Raw genomic sequence first — 16,445 nt, forward strand, 5'->3', positions numbered from 1 at the left:
CGCCCGCCCTATGGGGGTCCACCCGCGTAGGCACCCCCGACCCACGCCTCGTCGACGCGCAGCCGCCGGTAGCGGTCCGTATCCGTCGACGCCGCATGGGTGTTGAGCACCTCCAGGCGCACATGACGTGCCGTGGTCGCCGGGACGTCGATCATCGCGACCCCGCGGTGGCTCGGCAGGGTGCCGGTCTTCACGGGGCTGCCCCAGTGCGTGCCGTCCGTGCTGACGTAGACGCGGTAGTCCCGGATGCGCGCCGACTGCTCGGTGTCCGAGCGGGCGTAACTCACCGAGTCCTCGCGCTGGTTGACGGCGAGGTACCGCACCCGCCGCGGCTTGCCGAGGTCGAAGCGCAGGGACACCGGGGTCGTCCGGTCGCTGTCCCAGTAGGTGCGGTGGTCGCCGTCCGCGGCCAGCGCGGCGTCGTGGCCGCTCGCCGACGCGCTCGCGCTCATCGTGTAGGAGGCAGCGGGGATGATGCCCTGACGGCCCGCCGTGGTGACCTTGAAGACCGTGTCGTACGGGTCCCAGTCGCGCAGGCCCGTCAAGGTCAGCGTGCCGCCGGACTGGCGGTACGACATCGGCGCGCCCGTACGGAGGTTGGTGACCGAGGTGACCCGGTAGCCGTTGTCGCGGACCTTCAGCGTGGACGTGGAAGGCGGGGTCAGGACGTGCAGGTAGTGGCGGTCGGGGTCGCTCTTGGCGACGGTCGTCACGCCGTGCGCGCCGTCGTTCCAGAAGCCGGGCTTCAGGCCCCCGTACAGATAGCCCCCGCCCTCGACGCCGTGCAGGGACTCGCCGACGCGGTCCAGATAGCCGGAGGCGAAGTCGTTGAACTCCGCCTGTCGGGGCGGGAATCGGCCGTCGACCATCGGCGTCTCGGCCATGAGCGCCTTCACCGACGAACCGGCGTTGGTGACGAGCCGCCCGAGCGTGAGCCTGCGGTCCACGTCCGAGTCGGCGCCCGTGTACCACCAGGAGCCGGTGGAGGGCAGTTTGAAGTCCGCCTCGATGAGCCGGGGCGCTGCGGTGTAGACGGCCTGCGGATAGTCGTAGGAGGGGGACATGCCGGTCTTCTGCTCGTTGCTGACCATGTCCATGATCGGCGTGTCCTCGTTGTTGTTGCTGAGCGTGTAGTGGGGGCGCTTCTCGTAGATCTTCCGGTAGAGGTCGTGCTCCTCCCAGTACGCGTTGTCGTTGTCGATCCAGAAACCTCCGAGGTCCGGATAGCGGTCCATGACCTCGAAGAACTGGTCGTACGAGAACTCGCCGAAGCCGTCGCGCGTGCTCAGGTCGACGTCGCGGCCCTTGTAGGCGGAGTAGGCCGCCGAGTCCAGCCACTCGTGGCCGCCCTCGTCGTGCCACTTCGGGTCGTCGGTCATGTACAGGATCGTCTTGAGGCCCTTGGCCTTCGCGGCCGCGACGAGTTCGCCCAGGAAGTCCCGCTCGGTCGCGCAACTGCCCGGGATCCTGGAAGGCCAGGGTCTCGCGTAGCCGAGCCTGCTGTGGAACGTGGCGAGCACGAGGTACTGGGAGTGCAGCTTCTGGGCCTCGCGCACCCAGTAGTCGGCGCTCCACCCGCCCTCGGTGACGTCCCGCTCCCAGGCGTCGCAGCTGGTGTGGGACGGCGCGGTGCGCTGCCCCCAGTGCAGGAAGAGGCCCGCGGTGGAGGCGCGCAGGAAGTCCTGGCGGGGGTGGACCACATCGGCCCCTGCGGGCGACGGCAGGACGAGCGCGCCGAGCAGCAGGGCGAGCACGGCCGTCAGGATCGCCGGTGAACGGCGTCGCGGCGCGCGCATCAGGCGAGTTGGTAGGCGCGCATGTCGGTCAGGAGCATGTGACAGTCCTTCAGGGAACCCGAAGTGTCGCCCAGCGAACGGTAGATGCCCCACTTGGGCCGCACCCGGTCGTCGAGGAAGGTGTCGATGCCGGTCCGCGACGTGTCGATCAGGGTCGTGCCGCCGCTCTTGAGGATCCAGCGGATCGAGCCCGACGAGCCGTTGCCGATCTTCATCTGGAAGTCGACGTCCGTCCAGGCGTCGTGCAGCGGCGCGAGAGCGGTACGCCCGATCAGCAGGCCCGAGGTGAACAGCTGCAACTCGATGGTCTGCACGCCGTCCACCCGCCGCAGCGACTGCACGACGATCGGCGAACTGCCCTGCCCCGGCTGCTTCATCTGCATGATGTGGGTGAAGGAGGTGGTCGCCTTCAGGGAGCTCGGCAGGAACATCTTGTACGTGAGCCGCCAGGTTTCACCCGGCAGCCAGCGTAGGTACGAGTCGCCCTTGCGGCAGCCGGTGACCTCCTGGCGCTGCCGGTCGGTCGAGGAGTCGCGGTCCACCATGTGCATGGTGAAGCGCCAGTTGGCGCCCTCGGTGCGGATGTGCGGCTGCCCCGCCGTGTGCGAGTCGGCCCGGTCGTCCTCGACCGTCTCCCAGGCGCGCATCCCGTCCCCGCTCGCTGTCGGGGACCAGCGCAACCGCCAACTCGCCGCGGGCGCCGCCGCTGCCGCCGACGTGGCCAGCGCGCTCCCCGGCAGCGCGGCCGCGGCCGCGCCGCCGAGCGCGGCTCCCAGTACGGTCCTCCTGGACGTTTTCATCGGCCCCTGCCTTCCGTCGAGTCGCTTGCCCTGAGTTGCTCGTTCATGATCAGAAAGGCGCCGAGACCGTGGAGGTCGTTGGTCGCCCGGTCGCGGCCGACGTAGTACGCGTAGTCGCCGACGTTGGTGCCGACGGAGATCTCGGCGAGTTCCGTGCGCCCGTCGCCGTCGAGCGAGACGCGGTCGAGCACACCCGCGTATCCCCGCCGGGCCACGGCCGTGTAGTGGGCGTCGATGTAGCCCTGCTGGGCGCCGCGCGACAGCGCGTAGGTGAACATGCTGGAGCACGACGTCTCGGTCCAGTTGCCGGGGCGGTCCCCCTGGTCGATCACCTGGAACCAGCGCCCCGTGGCCGGATCCTGATACCGCTCCAGACCGGCGGCGAGCCGCGTCAGGACGGCCCGGAGCCGCGCACGCCGGGGGTGGTCGGCCGGGAGCGCGTCGAGCACGTTCACCAGCGCCATCGAGTACCAGCCGACGGCCCGGCACCAGGACTCGGGGGCGCGCCCGGTGTCCTCGTCGGCCCAACTCGCCTCGCGGGACTCGTCGTAGGCGTGCCGCAGGAGCCCGCCGGGAACCTGGAGATGGCCGCCGTACACGGCCAGTTGCTCGGCCGCCTCGTCCTGGGTGTACGACGTGTCGCCGAACTCCTCGCCGTACTCGACGAGGAACGGATTGACCATGTAGACGCCGTCGGCCCACAGTTGATGCGCGCGGCTGGCCGACGTGGCGTGCCAGAAGCCGCCGTCGCCCGTGCGCGGATAGGTCTTGAGGCGGTCGCGGATCTTGCGGGCCGCGATCCGGTAGCGGTCCTGCCCGGTCTCGCGGTGCAGGATCGTCAGGAGCCGCCCCGCCTGCATGCTGTCGAGGCTGTTGAAGCTCTGCCCGAGGGAACCGTCGGCGCCGACGAAGCGGTCCACGTACTCCTTGATGAACGTCAAGTACCGCTCTTCGTGGGTGCGTTGATAGGTCAGGTACTGGCCGTAGAGGTAGAGCCCGACCGGGTACGACCAGCCGCCGATGGTGGTGGGTGTGGAGCGGGCGAGGGTCGAATCGACCAGGGAGGTGGACCAGTCGGTGGTGTTCCTGTTCAGGGATGCGGACATGGTCCCGGCCCTGGCCTCGGGCCCCGCTCCGGTCGCGGTTCCACCTCCGTAGAGGAGGGCGCCGACCAGGGCGCCGGTCATGAGCAGGGCAGGCCCCCTTCTCATGAGCGTTCTTTCCAGCGGGGTGGGTGCGCCGTTCTGGGGTGCATGAGCTGATACCTGCCTTCGTGGGGATCCTCGGGCGGGGGCGTCGTGGAGTGCGTACGTCGTTCAGAAACGTGTCCCGCATTCAGTGACGCGCATAAGGGTTGCGCCATGACGGGACACGGTCAACGGCCTCGACGGAAAAGGTCGGAGCACTATCCCGCCAATCTCGGAGCGCCGGATCCCGCACGATTCGAGAAGCCCCGGCTGGGCCGCCGCGTCTAGCATCAACGGCATGGACATCACCATTCACACGACGGCCCTCCCGCACGACGACCCGGATGCCTCCCTCGCCTTCTACCGGGACGTCCTCGGCTTCGAGGTCCGCAGCGACGTCGGCCAGGGCAGGATGCGCTGGATCACGGTCGGCCCCGTCGGCCAGGCCGGTACGTCCATCCTCCTGGCGCCACCGGCCGCCGACCCGGGGATCACCGAGGACGAACGCCGCACCATCGCCGAGATGATGGCCAAGGGCACCTACGGCTGGATCCTGCTGGCCACCCACGACCTCGACGGCGTGTTCGAAAAGGTCAGGGCGGGCGACACCGAGGTCGTCCAGGAGCCGACCGATCAGCCGTACGGCATCCGGGACTGCGCCTTCCGCGACCCCGCGGGCAACATGGTCCGCATCCAGGAACTGAGCTGAACGGTCCGACCCGACGACAGGTGGAAGGAGCCCTTTCATGTGCCAGCCCTCGTGGGGGCGCGCCCGCGCCGAGGCGCAGCGCCTGAGTGACCTCGCGCGCCTGCGGCGCGTGCGTGACCGCATGGACCGGGAGTGCGGGCGGCCGCTGGACATCGAGGCGCTCGCCCGCGCCGCGAACCTGCCCGCCGCACCCCTCGGCCGCCAGTTCCGGCTGGCCTACGGCCTGGCGCCGCACGCGTACCTGATGACGCGTCGCGTCGAACGCGCGACGGAGCTGCTGCGCCGGGGAGACCTGAGCGTCACCGAGGTCTGCTCCGCCGTCGGCGGCCCGTCCCCGGCCACGTTCCGCACCTGCTTCGCGGAGCAGGTCGGCGTCTCCCCGGACGTCTACCGGCAGCGCGCGACCGGCGAGGCGCGGCCGATATCCGATCGGTCAGGAATGGAGAAGCACCCGTCATAGGGCCACGCCTAGCGTGATGGGCATGGCAAACATCGCAAGCATCACCCTGGACGTGGCCGACCCGACGACCGCGGAGCGCTTCTACGCCGAGGCTTTCGGCCTGGATTCAACGATACGTACACGGGTCTCCCAGGACCCCACGACCGGCTTCCGCGGGTTCATGCTGGCGCTCACGGTGTCCCAGCCCGCCACGGTCGACAGCTTCATCGCCAGCGCCCTGGCGGCCGGTGCCACCACGCTGAAGCCGGCCGCCAAGTCGCTCTGGGGCTACGGCGGTGTCGTGCAGGCCCCGGACGGGGAGATCTGGAAGATCGCCACTTCGGCGAAGAAGAACACGGGCCCCGCCACCCGGCAGATCGACGACATCGTGCTCCTGGTGGGCGTGGCGGACGTGGCCGCGAGCAAGCGGTTCTACGTCGGGCGCGGCCTCACCGTGGCGAAGAGCTTCGGACGTACGTACGCCGAGTTCGACGCCGGATCCGGGTGCGTCAAGTTCGCGCTCTACCGGCGCCGTGCCCTGGCCAAGGAGGTCGGCGTCGCGCCCGAGGGCAGCGGGTCGCACGGCTTCGTGATCGGCGGCGGCAGCGAGCCCTTCACCGACCCGGACGGATTCGAGTGGCAGACGGCCGCGTCGCTGCCGCTGGCGTCCTCGTCCTGAGGCGTGGTCGCGGAGGTCAGCCGCCACGCGGCTGACCGGCGACACCGCGCGGCGGTTCAGAACATGCGCGGCTGGCCGCTGGAAGCCCGGAGGCCGCCGTCCACCGGAATGTGGGCGCCATTGACGAAACCGGCGTCCGCGCTGGCCAAGAAGGCGATGACAGCGGCGACTTCGGCCGGTTCGGCGGCGCGCTCCATGGGGATCCGCTGCTGGAACGCCGCGAACAACTTCTCGTCCTCCACGACGGGGGTGGCCACGGGGGTGCGCGTCAGGCTCGGGTGCACCGCGTTGACCCGCACGCCCTCGCGGGCGTGATCGAGCGCCATCGCGTTGGTCAGATTGACCACGGCCCCCTTGGCGCTGTTGTAGGCGGCCATGCCCCAGTCCGCGCCGAGCCCGGACACCGACCCGACGTTGACGATGCAGCCGCCGACCTCGCGCAGATGGGGGAGGGCGGCGCGCGAGGCGAAGAAGACACCGTCGATGTCGGCGGCGAAGACCTGGCGCCACGACGCCGCGTCGAGCTGCTCGACGGTTCCGGGTATCGCGATGGCGGCGTTGTTGACCAGGACGTCGAGGCGGCCGAACTCCTCGGCCACCCCGGCGATCAGCGTGTCGACGGCGGTCTCGTCGGCGACGGCGGCCACGCGGGGGACGACGGTCGAACCGGCGGGGGCCTGCGCGGCGGCCTGCTTGAGCTTGGCCTCGGACCGCCCGACGGAGATCACCGTCGCGCCTTCCCGCGCGAACCGGTCCACGGTCGCGGCGCCGATGCCGGACCCGCCGCCGGTGACCACGACGACGCGATCGGCGAATCTGCTCTCACCCATGACAACTCCCTTGGTGCGTAAGGCTGAACGGGACGGCCTCGACGAGCTTAGGCGTCAGCCGTGATCGATTGTCAGTGGCGGATGCCATGATCGAGGAAAAGCCGCTGAGGATGCGACGGGGGAGAGGAAGTTCATGATGAGCGACGAAGTCCAGGTGCGCGGGACGGTGGAGAAGGGTTTCGAGGGCGTGCGCGAGGCGTTCGCCGTGGTGCTCGACGAGGCCGGGGTCGCTCCCGAGGCGCAGCTCGTGGTCGATGTGGGCGGCCGCAGGGTGGTCGACCTGTGGGGCGGTCCCGGTACGGCGGGAGACACGCTGACCGGCCTGTACTCGATCACCAAGGGCGCGGCCCACCTCGTGGTCGCGCTCCTGGTGCAGGAGGGGGTCCTCGACCTGGATCGCGAAGTGGCCGCGTACTGGCCGGAGTTCGCGGCGGAGGGCAAGGGCCGGCTGACCCTGCGGGAACTGCTCGCGCACCGTTCCGGTGTCGTCGGCGTCGACGGTGGATTCACCACCGACGAGCTGGCCGACGACCGGCTGATGGCCGGACGGCTCGCCGGGCAGCGCCCGTTCTGGGAGCCGGGCACGGCGTACGGCTACCACGGCTTCGTGATCGGCGCGCTCACCGGCGAGGTCGTGCGCAGGGCGACGGGGCGCTCCACCCAGGAGATCTACGAAGAGCGGATCCGCGCACCGTACGGGCTCGACTTCTACCTGGGCCTGCCGGACCACCTCGCAGCGCGCCGCGCCGACGTGCTCCCCCTGCTGCCCACCCCGGAAGAGGCCGAGCGGCTCGCTGCCGACGTGGCGCCTCCCGGCAGCGTCCGGGAGATCGCCTTCAACCAGCACGCGACCCCGCCGACCGACCTGGTGGCCTTCGGCAACGCCCCGAAGGTCGTCGCGCTCGGCCCCACCTCCTCCGGCGGAGTGGGCACGGCGCGGGGTGTGGCGGGAATGTACGCGGCGGCGATCAGCGAGGTGGCCGGTCGGCCGCCGTTCCTGAAGCCGGAGACCATCACGGAGTTCGCCCGCGTGCACTACCGCGGCACCGACCTGGTCACGGGGAACGACGACGTCTTCGGCCTGGGCTTCGAGGAGCTGAGCGCCCGTTACCCCTTCCTCGGCCCCGACGCCTTCGGCCACAGCGGGGCGACCGGCTCACTCGGCTTCGCTGACCCGGACAGCGGCGTGGCCTACGCCTACACGCGCCGCCGTTTCGGCTTCCCCTCGGGATTCGGCGCGGGACCGGAGAACCACCGCCTCGTCGAGGCGGTGGTGCGGGCGGCGGCAGGGCGGTAGAGCCGTAGGTCCGTGGGGCCAGCCCGCCTACGTACTGGCCCACTTGACCACCAGACCACCGTGCCTACCGGGCGCCGGAGCGGATCAGGTCCGCCGCCTTCTCGGCGATCATGACGGTCGCCGCGTTCGTGTTGACCGAGACGATCGACGGCATCACCGACGCGTCGGCCACCCGCAGGCCCTTGACGCCGTGCACGGTCAGATCGGGTGTCACCACCGCGTCGGTGCCGGTGCCCATGGCGCAGGTGCCCACGGCGTGGAAGTACGGGCCGACGGCCGCGGCAAGGTAGCCGCGCAGCCCGGCCTCGTCGGTGACGTCGGCCCCTGGCAGCACCTCGTGTGCGCGCCACGGGGCGAAGGGAGGTGCCGCCGCGATCTCCCGGGCCATCGCGATGCCCTGGAGCAAGCGGCGTACGTCGGTCTCCTCGCCCAGGTAGTTGGGGTCGATCAGCGGCGGGTCATCGGGCCGCGGACCGCTCAGCCGCACCGAGCCGCGGCTGTCGGGGAGGGTGGCCACCGCGAGGGTGAAGCCGTTGTCCGGTGGCGGCATCGACGGCGGGTGGTACGGGACGTGGATGCAGAGCAGTTGCAGGTCGGGGCCGTGTGCGGAGGCGTCGCCGCGCCACAGCAGGGACGTCTCGGCGAGGCTGGTCTGCGCCGGGGGAAGGGGGCGGTCGGCCGCGAAGACGACCGGGCACAGCGGGTGGTCGTGCAGATTGCGCCCGACGCCCGGCAGGTCGTGCCGCACCGGGATGCCCAACTCCCGCAGTTCGTCGCCGGGCCCGATGCCGGAGAGCAGGAGCAGCCGGGGAGAGTCGACGGCGCCACAGCTGACGATCACCTCGGCGGCCGCGCGGGCGGTGCGTGCGGCACCGTGCTGCTCGAACTCCACACCGGTGCACCGGTTGTCGCCGTCCAGGAGCAGCCGCAGGGCGCGCGATGCGGTGGCGACGGTGAGGTTGGGCCTGCTGTTCCTGACCGGGTGCAGATAGGCGTGTGCGGTGGTCTGCCGCCTGCCGTCGACGATGTTCAGGTCGTGCCAGCCGGCACCCTCGTGGTCGCGGCCGTTGAAGTCATCGGTCCGCGGGTGCCCGACCGAGGTCGCCGCGTCGAGGAACGCCTGGGACAGGGGATGGCCGCCTTCCTGGGCGGGAGCCGGGCGCAGCGGTCCCGTGTTCCCACGGAACTTCGGATCCCTGCCTTCGACGCTCTCCATCCGCTGGAAGTACGGCAGGACCCTCTCGAAGCCCCACCCCGAACATCCCAGCGCCTCCCACCGGTCGAAGTCGGCACGGTGTCCGCGCAGATGGATGAGCCCGTTGATCGCGCCCGACCCGCCCAGCGTGCGGCCCCTCGGGAACGGCCTGGCCGTCCGGTCGGCGCCCATCTGCGGGACCGTGGTGTAGCCGTAGTCGACCTCGGTGCCCTGCAACGCGGGCCAGGCCATGGGTATGCCGATCTCCGCCCTGCTGTCCTCCCCGCCCGCCTCGATCAGCAGGACCGAGCTCTGCCCGTCCTCGGACAGCCTGGCCGCCAGCACGCACCCGGCCGACCCCGCGCCCACCACGACGTAGTCGTACTCGTCGGACATCTCTCCCTCTCCGAGCAACGCCGGTCATCGATACGGCAGTTGACGTGCCGGACCGGACCTCCGATTGTGGCGGAGGGGCGCTGCCGGAACCCCGGGAACCCCAGAAGTCGCCCTCTTTCTCCGCTACGTCGGGTGAGGTTTTACCGAACGGTCAGCCAGTCGTGCGTGCCCCTGTCGTACCGTCGACGCATTCCTTGATCACGACTGCGGGCGTCCTCGACGGCTCATGGAGCCCTCCGACCGGACAGCCCGCCAGGAGGCAATGCCATGAACCCCATCGACGTACTGAGCAAGGCCGCGGAACTCCCCACCGCCTGGCACTCACTCGTGCTCGGCCGGATCGGCCCCACCGAGGTGAAGGTCCTGCGCATGGACGGCCGCACGGTGCCCGTGGAATCGCACGAGACGGCGGAAGCGCTGCTGGTGCTGGAGGGGACACTGCGACTGACGGTCGCCGGTGCCGAGATCGAGGTGGGGGCAGGGGAGATGTACGTGGTGCAGGCGGGCGTGGACCACGCCGTGCGCCCCGGCAGCAAGGGGACGCTCGTCATCGTGGAGCACGGAGCGGCGGCGCCCGGCTCGGCCGGGCCCGGGCCAGCCGGGCGCGGCTCAGTCGAGCATGAGTCGGTCGAGCACGGGTCGGTCGAGCGCGGTTCCGTCGCGGGCTAGGGGCGGCGTCGCCCCTCACGGTCAGCCGCGACGGCCGTGGAAGATCCCCCACCTGAAGTGGCCCTTGCGGCAGGCCGCCGCCGTCTGGGGCAGGCTCGTCCTCAGGCGGTCGACGTACGCGGCGCTGACCGCGTCGGTCAGGCCCGGCGCAGCCGTCAGGACCTCCTCGGTGAGGCGCTCGTAGTGGGTCAGCATGTGGTCGCTGAGATCGTCGAACTCCACGTCGGCGTAGGCGAGGGCCCGGAGCTGCTCCACGTAGAAGCCCGGCGTGGCGAAGTCGATGAGACGCAGGCGTTCCGCGGCCGGGCGTACCTCGTCGTCGGGGGCGTCCTCGGCGGCCGTGAGGTCGGTGAACACCAGGTGCCCGCCGGGCTTGAGGACACGGCGCGCCTCCCGCAGCACCCCGGCCCGGTCGCCGCTGTGGCACAGGGCTTCCTGGGACCAGACGACGTCGAACTTCCCGTCGGGGGAGGGGATGTCCTGGAAGGAGCCGGACACGACCTCGATCCGGTCGTCCAGGCCGCGCTCCGCGTTGATTTCACGGTGCCGCAGGTTCTGGACCTCGCTGATGTTGAGGGCCACCACATGGCAGCCGTACACACCGGCCAGCCTGCGGGCCGCGCCCCCGTAGCCCGACCCCATGTCGAGAACGACGCTGTCGGCCCCGAGCGCCTCGCCCACCTTCGAGGCCATGCGCTCGACGGTCCGCCCGGCCGCCGAACCGATCGCCTCGTGCGGGTCGGCGTACACCCCGACGTGGATGTCCTCACCGCCCCACGTCTGCGAGTAGAAGCCGTCGATGTCATCGGTGTCGTAGTAGGCGCGCGCCACATCCGTGGCACGTGCCGCATTCTCCTCAGTCATGGGGGCATTCCTCGGCACACCGGACCCGGCACAAACCCGCCTTTCGGACACAAGCGGACGAGGGCCGACGAGGTTCTTGTGGCCACGGGAGAGCACAAAGGCAGGGAGACGTATCTCCCTGCCACTTTCAATCTATAGCCCACAGGGGGGCTTGCGGCAAGGCCCCGTCGGTGCATCAAGATGGTCGGCCGAGGCCAGGACCTGCGGAAATGAGGATTCACGGATGCGTGTGGTGTTGTCGACGGGGGGATCGCGCGGGGACGTCGAACCGCTGGCGGCGGTGGCGGTGCGGCTGCGGGAACTCGGCGCGCAAGCGCTGGTGTGCGCGCCGCCGGACGAGGAGTTCACGACGCTGCTCGCCGGTGTCGGCGTGGAGCACGTGCCGCTCGGTCCCTCGGTGCGCTCGGTGGTGACGGGGGAGCGGCCGCCGACGCACCAGGACGCCTTCCGGCTCGCGCCCGAGCTGGTCGCCGCGCGGTTCGAGACGCTCACCGCGGCGGCCGAGGGCGCCGACGCGATCCTCGCGACGGGCCTGATGCCCGCGGGCGCACGGGACGTGGCCGAGAAGCTGGGCATCCGCTACGTGATGGCGTGCTTCCATCCGTTCGGACTGCCCTCGCCGCACTTCCGTCCCGGGGCCCGACCGGGCACGCCGTCGCCGAGCGACGAGACCGACCTCAAGGTGCTGTGGGAGCAGGACGGCCGACGCGTGGACGCGTTGTACGGGGAGGCGCTCAACCGGCACAGGGCGGCGATCGGCCTGCCCCCGGTGGACGGCGTCCGCGACCACGTCCTCACCGACCGGGCGTGGCTGGCCGCGGACCCCGTGCTCGGCCCGTGGCAGGACCTGACCAACCTCGACCTCGTGCAGACGGGGGCATGGATCCTGCCGGACGAACGTCCGCTCCCCGCAGAGGTGCAGACGTTCCTGGCCGCGGGCGAACCGCCGGTGTACGTGGGCTTCGGCAGCATGGCGATGCGTACCTCACCGGACCTGGCACGGGTGACCATCGAGGCGATCCGCACGCAGGGCCGCCGCGCGATCCTCTCCCGTGGCTGGGCCGGCCTCGCGCCGACCGACGACCGGGACGACTGTCTGGTGGTCGGCGAGGTCAACCATCAGGCACTGTTCGCGCAGGTGGCCGCCGTGGTGCACCACGGCGGCGCGGGCACCACGACGACGGCCGCCCTGTCCGGCGCGCCCCAGGTCCTCGTCCCGCAGATCGCGGACCAGCCGCACTGGGCCGCGAGGGTGGCCGAACTGGGCATCGGCGCGGCCCACGACGGCCCGACCCCGACCGTCGACTCCCTGTCCGCGGCGCTCAGGACGGCCCTCGCTCCGGAGACCCGCGTGCGGGCGAAGACGGTGTCCGGCACGATCCGCACCGACGGTGCGGCGGTGGCGGCGCGGATGCTGCTGGACGGAGTCAGCGCCCGGTAGCGCCGTCGATGAGTTCCCGGAGGATGTCGGCGTGGCCCGCGTGGCGGCCGGTCTCCTCGATCATGTGGGCAAGTGCCCAGCGCACACTGGGAGATGAGCCCGCACGGCCCGGCCGGGGGAGCGGCGCGCCGAGGTCGGCGCACGCGTCGAGGGCCTTGTTCGCGCGGTCGACGGTGGCCCGGTAGCGGGCGACCACGTCGGCGACGCCGTCCTGCGGATCGGGCCGGAAGGTCGCCTGCCAGTCGCCGACCTGCTCGCCGAGGAACGTCGCGCCCTCCACGGCCGTCAGGTGGTGGAGTACGCCGAGCAGGCTCGTGCCCGAGGGCACCATCGGCGTGCGGGCCTGGGGCTCCGGGGCGCCCTCCACCTTCGCCGCGATCGAGACGCGCAGGTAGTCGAGGAACCCCCGCAGAACATCGGCTTCGTCGTTCGCGGTCCGGGGCGGTGGGGCGTCCTTGCGGCGGGGGGCGCTGGGCACGGCGATCTCCTTGTCCGGTGAGTGAGGGGCGCGTTCGGGGGTCATCACGCCGTCCTGCGGACGAGCAGGACATGGTCGATGACCTCGGCTGTGCTCCCGTCGGGGCCGATCGCCGTCCGGGTCGGCGCGTCCGCGCGCTCGATCTCCCACCGGTCGGGGGAGAGGTCCAACAGCGCCGCGACCTCGTGAGGGGTCGGGAACCGCACGTCGGGGTCCTGGTTCCACGACCACGGCGCCGTCGAACCGTGGTCGACGATCAGGAGCCGTCCGCCCGGCCGCAGCAGAGCGGCCGCGGCGTTGAGGGCGGGCGTCCTGTCCTGGTCGTAGGGGGTGTGGAAGTAGTGGGCGGTGACCAGGTCGCAGCGCAGCTCGGGCAGCGAGGCGCGTACGTCGTGCTGCACGGCGGTGATCCGGTCGCCCAGGCCGCGCGCTCGGGCCTTCTGGGTGAGTGCCGTGGTCGCCACGGCACTGACGTCGAGAGCGGTGACCCGCCAGCCCTGGCCGGCGAGCCACAGCGCGTCGCCGCCGCCACCGCATCCGAGGTCCAGCGCGTCTCCCGGCGGGAGTTCGGCGACCGTCTCGACGAGACGGGCGTTCGGCCGCGGCTCCTCGGGCGTGGGCCGCTCCGTGTACACGGCGTCCCAGTACCTCGCGGCTTCGGCGCTCTTCATCGTGTGCCTTCCCCTCGATCGCTCCGCGGTTACCCGCGGATTCCGTGGGGCCAGTCTCGGTCGGTGTGCCGCAATGGGCATTGTTCGTTGCTGTTTCGGCAAGTCCGGTCCGGCGCGGTCACTCGCGAAGCTCCACGTCCATCATGCGGATGAGCTCACCGACCCGGCCGCCACCACCCGGCGCCTTCGGGAAACGTGTGAGTACGTCGACGACGGCCGGTGCCACACGACGTACCGCCTGGCGCACATGTGCGGCGCCCACGGCCGGATCGTCACCGGCGACGAGCTCGGCCGCTCTCGCGGCGTGCGCGCCCGCGCCGAGGATGTGTTTGACCTGGGTGGCCTTGGCCAACGGATGCAGATAGGCGGCGCCCGCCGCGGCCATCGACGCCCGCGCCGCCTCGCGGGCGGCCGCGGTCTCCGTCTCCTTGGCCGCCTTGAGCGCCGCCCACGCGGCGTCGCGCAGCGCCTTTCCGCGCTCACCGCCCCGGGCGAACTCCCACGCCGTGCCGATGGCGTCCCGGGGGCGTGGGTCGTCCGGCCGATCGGCCTCGAACACTTCGAGGACCGTCTCCGCGCAGGCCGCCGCGTACGCGGTGACCTCGCGAAGATCCTGCTTGCTCAGAGCGACGTCGCTCGGTTTCTCCGACATGCGCCCATCCTCGGTCACCGCATCGCTACGCCCGATCGATGCGGTACACGCTGCCACCGATGTCGAGGGCGTACAGCTCGCGATTGCCGCCCTGGACGAACGAGATGACCTCGCCGCCGTTGACTCCGAGGTCGTGCGTGCCGGTCACCTTGCCGTTCTCGATCCGCAGCGAGCGGATGGTGCCGTCGCAGTAGTCGCTGTACACGTACTGGCCCCTGAGGGCGGGGATGGCCTTGCCCCGGTAGACGAATCCGCCGGTGACCGAGCAGCCGAGACCGGTGCGGTCGTACTCGTGCACCGGCGGCACGTGGTTCGCGGGCTCGGTGCCCTCGCGGAAGGGATGGTTGCCCTCCATCTGGGACCAGCCATAGTTCTCGCCGCCGTCGCTGCTCGCCGGAGCCCAGTCGATCTCCTCCCAGGCGCTCTGGCCGACGTCACCGATCAGCAGGTCGCCCGTGCCCGCGTCGAAGGAGAACCGCCACGGGTTGCGCAGCCCATAGGCCCAGATCTCGTCCCTCGCCTTCGGGTCGTCCACGAAGGGGTTGTCGCGGGGGATCGCGTACGGCTTGCCGCCGTGCGGGTCGATCCGCAGCAGCTTGCCGAGGAGCGTGTCGAGGTTCTGTCCGTTGCCGTGCGGGTCGCCGCCCGAGCCGCCGTCGCCGAGGGCGATGTAGAGGTAGCCGTCGGGGCCGAACTTGATGTCGCCGCCGTTGTGGTTCGGGTACGGCTGGGTCTGGGTGATGACGGTGCGCCGCGTCTCCGGCCGGATCTTGCCGTGCCGTACGGCGAACTCGTCGACGGTGCTCGTGCCTTCGAGGTTCGTGAACGAGATGTAGAAGTGCGCGAACTTCTTGTCGAACGCGATGCCCAGCAGGCCACGTTCGCCGTCGGTGGTGGTCTCCGCGGAGATGTCGAGCACGGGCTCGCTGAGCCCGCGCCGGTCCAAGACCCTTACGGTTCCCGCGCGTTCGGCCAACCAGACCGTTCCTCCCGGGCCTGCTGCCCCGGCGGTCGGATTCTTGGCTGTGGCCACCTTCGTCAGTGCGACCTTGGCCGCCTGACGTGGGGCGGTGGACTCGTCCGCGGACGCCGTGGTGAGGGCGAGGGACGCGATGAGGCAGATGGTGCCGATGATCGCCGAGCTTCTGGTGCGAACTTTCACCGTGAGCCTCCTGGAGGCGGCGAATGGCTACTGGCCACGGCTGAGGATACTGGGACAGCGGTGGTTGGTGTAGACCAAGGCGGTATCGATCTGCCGCCGTGGCACTCGTTCCGGCTCCCCGGCGGGCCCTGCCGGGCTCTCGGAGGGGCAGGGCAACGGGCAGAAGACCGGCCGACGACCAGCGGCCAAACGTGTGATGCACGGTCCGTGCACTCCCTGCCGCCCCTACAACCACGCTCGGGCCCCCGCATGTCGAACTCCACGCCGGACTCCCCGGCGCACACTCACGTCACCAGCAACGGAGTTCACGTGCACCTGCGTACTCGCGCCGCGAGACTCACCGCGGCCGCCACCCTCGCCCTGACGACCTTCGCGCTCGGCGCACCGGCCGCCCACGGCTCCACCGCCGACCAGGGATCGATCGCCGAGCGTGCGTCAACTGCCGCTCGCGCCAAGGTCGATGAGCCCACGGCGGCGTACCGGGTGGCGCTCACCAGCAGCGCCGCCACCACCGACTTCGCCCACCGCACCACCGACCTCAGCGGCACCGTGACCCGCGCCGACGGCACCCCCGTCGCGGACGCGCCGGTCAACCTCAGCAAGACCGTCCTCTACGACACGTGGAACCCGTGGGGCGACCCCATCGACCCGACCGAGCGCGAGACCCTCGACCTGGGCGCCGTCCGCACGGACGCCCAGGGGCGGTTCGCGCTCGCCGGTGTGCGGGCGGACCGTTGGCTCGACCAGGGGAGTGTGTACGTCTTCCCCCGGCACCAGGTGCAGTTCGAGGCGTCGTACGACCCGGGACCGCCCGACGACAACGAGATCTACTTCGGCGCCGACACGCTCGGCGTCCGGCCGGTCGCCAGTGCCCTCACCTACAAGGTGAACCGCACCAAGGTGCGCGCCGGTGACACGCTCGTCGTCACGGGCAAGGTCACCTGGCCCGCAGGACACGGCCCGGTCGCCGGTACCCGGGTGCTGCTGCGGACCTACTTCGAGTCCGCGTACAACGCGCAGGCCACCACTGACGCGCGGGGCAACTTCGAGGTACGCGCCAAGATCCGGGACTACGACAACGAGTTCGTGCTCTTCTCCGCGCCCAAGGACTACTACATCGCGGGTGCGAGCAAGGAGCTGCCGGTCAAGAACGTCACGCCGCGGCCGTGACCGCGAGCGT

General features: G+C 71.0%; 17 protein-coding genes. 7 read left to right on the plus strand and 10 right to left on the minus strand.

Going from position 1 to position 16,445, the window contains the following annotated elements; translation table 11 throughout:
* Nucleotides 1-8 precede the first annotated feature (8 nt).
* The 3 genes from KY5_RS40340 to KY5_RS40350 are packed head-to-tail and all read right to left on the minus strand — an operon-like array spanning nucleotide 9 to nucleotide 3,702.
* A complete protein-coding gene (locus KY5_RS40340; RefSeq protein ID WP_098246834.1) occupies nucleotides 9-1,796 on the minus strand; it encodes a discoidin domain-containing protein in 1,788 nt (595 codons plus the stop codon).
* Complete coding sequence (locus KY5_RS40345) at nucleotides 1,796-2,596, minus strand: Tat pathway signal sequence domain protein (RefSeq protein ID WP_098246835.1); 801 nt, start codon at nucleotides 2,594-2,596, stop codon at nucleotides 1,796-1,798. The genes KY5_RS40340 and KY5_RS40345 overlap by 1 nt, the downstream gene beginning before the upstream one ends.
* The gene (locus tag KY5_RS40350; RefSeq protein ID WP_234363278.1) at nucleotides 2,593-3,702 is read right to left on the minus strand and encodes a glycoside hydrolase family 88/105 protein; all 1,110 of its coding nucleotides are present in this window, start codon (nucleotides 3,700-3,702) and stop codon (nucleotides 2,593-2,595) included. Before KY5_RS40350 ends, KY5_RS40345 begins: the two co-directional genes overlap by 4 nt.
* 379 nt (nucleotides 3,703-4,081) lie before the next feature.
* Here KY5_RS40350 and KY5_RS40355 point away from each other — a divergent pair, with 379 nt between their 5' ends.
* From KY5_RS40355 to KY5_RS40365, 3 genes are read left to right on the plus strand one after another with little or no spacing between them, the layout of a single operon-like run.
* The gene (locus KY5_RS40355) at nucleotides 4,082-4,492 is read left to right on the plus strand and encodes a VOC family protein (RefSeq protein WP_098246837.1); all 411 of its coding nucleotides are present in this window, start codon (nucleotides 4,082-4,084) and stop codon (nucleotides 4,490-4,492) included.
* Nucleotides 4,493-4,529: 37 nt separating this feature from the next.
* Nucleotides 4,530-4,952, plus strand: a complete 423-nt coding sequence (locus KY5_RS40360) for a helix-turn-helix domain-containing protein (protein WP_098246838.1) — start codon at nucleotides 4,530-4,532, stop codon at nucleotides 4,950-4,952.
* Between the two features lie 22 nt (nucleotides 4,953-4,974).
* The gene (locus KY5_RS40365) at nucleotides 4,975-5,610 is read left to right on the plus strand and encodes a glyoxalase (protein WP_098247823.1); all 636 of its coding nucleotides are present in this window, start codon (nucleotides 4,975-4,977) and stop codon (nucleotides 5,608-5,610) included.
* A 56-nt stretch (nucleotides 5,611-5,666) separates the two neighbouring features.
* Here KY5_RS40365 and KY5_RS40370 read toward each other — a convergent pair whose 3' ends face one another.
* Nucleotides 5,667-6,440, minus strand: coding sequence for an SDR family NAD(P)-dependent oxidoreductase (locus tag KY5_RS40370; RefSeq protein WP_098246839.1), 774 nt, complete (start codon nucleotides 6,438-6,440; stop codon nucleotides 5,667-5,669).
* A gap of 133 nt (nucleotides 6,441-6,573) precedes the next feature.
* Between KY5_RS40370 and KY5_RS40375 the strand changes: the two genes are divergently transcribed.
* Entirely contained in the window at nucleotides 6,574-7,737 is a 1,164-nt protein-coding gene (locus KY5_RS40375; RefSeq protein ID WP_418952856.1) for a serine hydrolase domain-containing protein, read from the plus strand.
* 64 nt (nucleotides 7,738-7,801) lie between these two features.
* Here the strand turns inward: KY5_RS40375 and KY5_RS40380 are convergent, their stop codons facing one another.
* Nucleotides 7,802-9,328, minus strand: coding sequence for a GMC family oxidoreductase (locus tag KY5_RS40380; protein ID WP_098246841.1), 1,527 nt, complete (start codon nucleotides 9,326-9,328; stop codon nucleotides 7,802-7,804).
* Nucleotides 9,329-9,595: 267 nt separating this feature from the next.
* Between KY5_RS40380 and KY5_RS40385 the strand changes: the two genes are divergently transcribed.
* Nucleotides 9,596-9,997 carry a cupin domain-containing protein gene (locus KY5_RS40385; RefSeq protein ID WP_098246842.1) on the plus strand — a complete coding sequence of 134 codons (402 nt, stop codon included), beginning with the start codon at nucleotides 9,596-9,598 and terminating at the stop codon, nucleotides 9,995-9,997.
* Nucleotides 9,998-10,018: 21 nt separating this feature from the next.
* Here the strand turns inward: KY5_RS40385 and KY5_RS40390 are convergent, their stop codons facing one another.
* Nucleotides 10,019-10,861, minus strand: coding sequence for a methyltransferase domain-containing protein (locus tag KY5_RS40390; RefSeq protein ID WP_098246843.1), 843 nt, complete (start codon nucleotides 10,859-10,861; stop codon nucleotides 10,019-10,021).
* Between the two features lie 223 nt (nucleotides 10,862-11,084).
* Here KY5_RS40390 and KY5_RS40395 point away from each other — a divergent pair, with 223 nt between their 5' ends.
* Complete coding sequence (locus KY5_RS40395; RefSeq protein WP_098246844.1) at nucleotides 11,085-12,302, plus strand: glycosyltransferase; 1,218 nt, start codon at nucleotides 11,085-11,087, stop codon at nucleotides 12,300-12,302.
* Here KY5_RS40395 and KY5_RS40400 read toward each other — a convergent pair.
* The 4 genes from KY5_RS40400 to KY5_RS40415 all read right to left on the minus strand — a co-directional run bounded on the left by KY5_RS40400 (nucleotide 12,289) and on the right by KY5_RS40415 (nucleotide 15,265).
* Nucleotides 12,289-12,780, minus strand: a complete 492-nt coding sequence (locus KY5_RS40400) for a DinB family protein (protein WP_098247824.1) — start codon at nucleotides 12,778-12,780, stop codon at nucleotides 12,289-12,291. The two genes, KY5_RS40395 and KY5_RS40400, sit on opposite strands and share 14 nt — an antisense overlap.
* A 44-nt stretch (nucleotides 12,781-12,824) precedes the next feature.
* Complete coding sequence (locus KY5_RS40405) at nucleotides 12,825-13,451, minus strand: SAM-dependent methyltransferase (RefSeq protein ID WP_098246845.1); 627 nt, start codon at nucleotides 13,449-13,451, stop codon at nucleotides 12,825-12,827.
* A 118-nt stretch (nucleotides 13,452-13,569) separates the two neighbouring features.
* The gene (locus KY5_RS40410) at nucleotides 13,570-14,103 is read right to left on the minus strand and encodes a putative immunity protein (RefSeq protein ID WP_098246846.1); all 534 of its coding nucleotides are present in this window, start codon (nucleotides 14,101-14,103) and stop codon (nucleotides 13,570-13,572) included.
* A 25-nt stretch (nucleotides 14,104-14,128) separates the two neighbouring features.
* Nucleotides 14,129-15,265: a PQQ-dependent sugar dehydrogenase gene (locus tag KY5_RS40415; RefSeq protein WP_098246847.1), complete on the minus strand. Its 1,137-nt coding sequence runs from the start codon at nucleotides 15,263-15,265 to the stop codon at nucleotides 14,129-14,131.
* Nucleotides 15,266-15,574: 309 nt separating this feature from the next.
* On the opposite strand from KY5_RS40415, the gene KY5_RS40420 reads away from it, so the two are divergent.
* Nucleotides 15,575-16,435, plus strand: a complete 861-nt coding sequence (locus KY5_RS40420; RefSeq protein WP_098246848.1) for an acyl carrier protein — start codon at nucleotides 15,575-15,577, stop codon at nucleotides 16,433-16,435.
* The last annotated feature ends 10 nt before the right edge of the window (nucleotides 16,436-16,445 follow it).

It is taken from the genome of Streptomyces formicae (assembly GCF_002556545.1).
In the GTDB taxonomy this organism is placed as follows: domain Bacteria; phylum Actinomycetota; class Actinomycetes; order Streptomycetales; family Streptomycetaceae; genus Streptomyces; species Streptomyces formicae_A.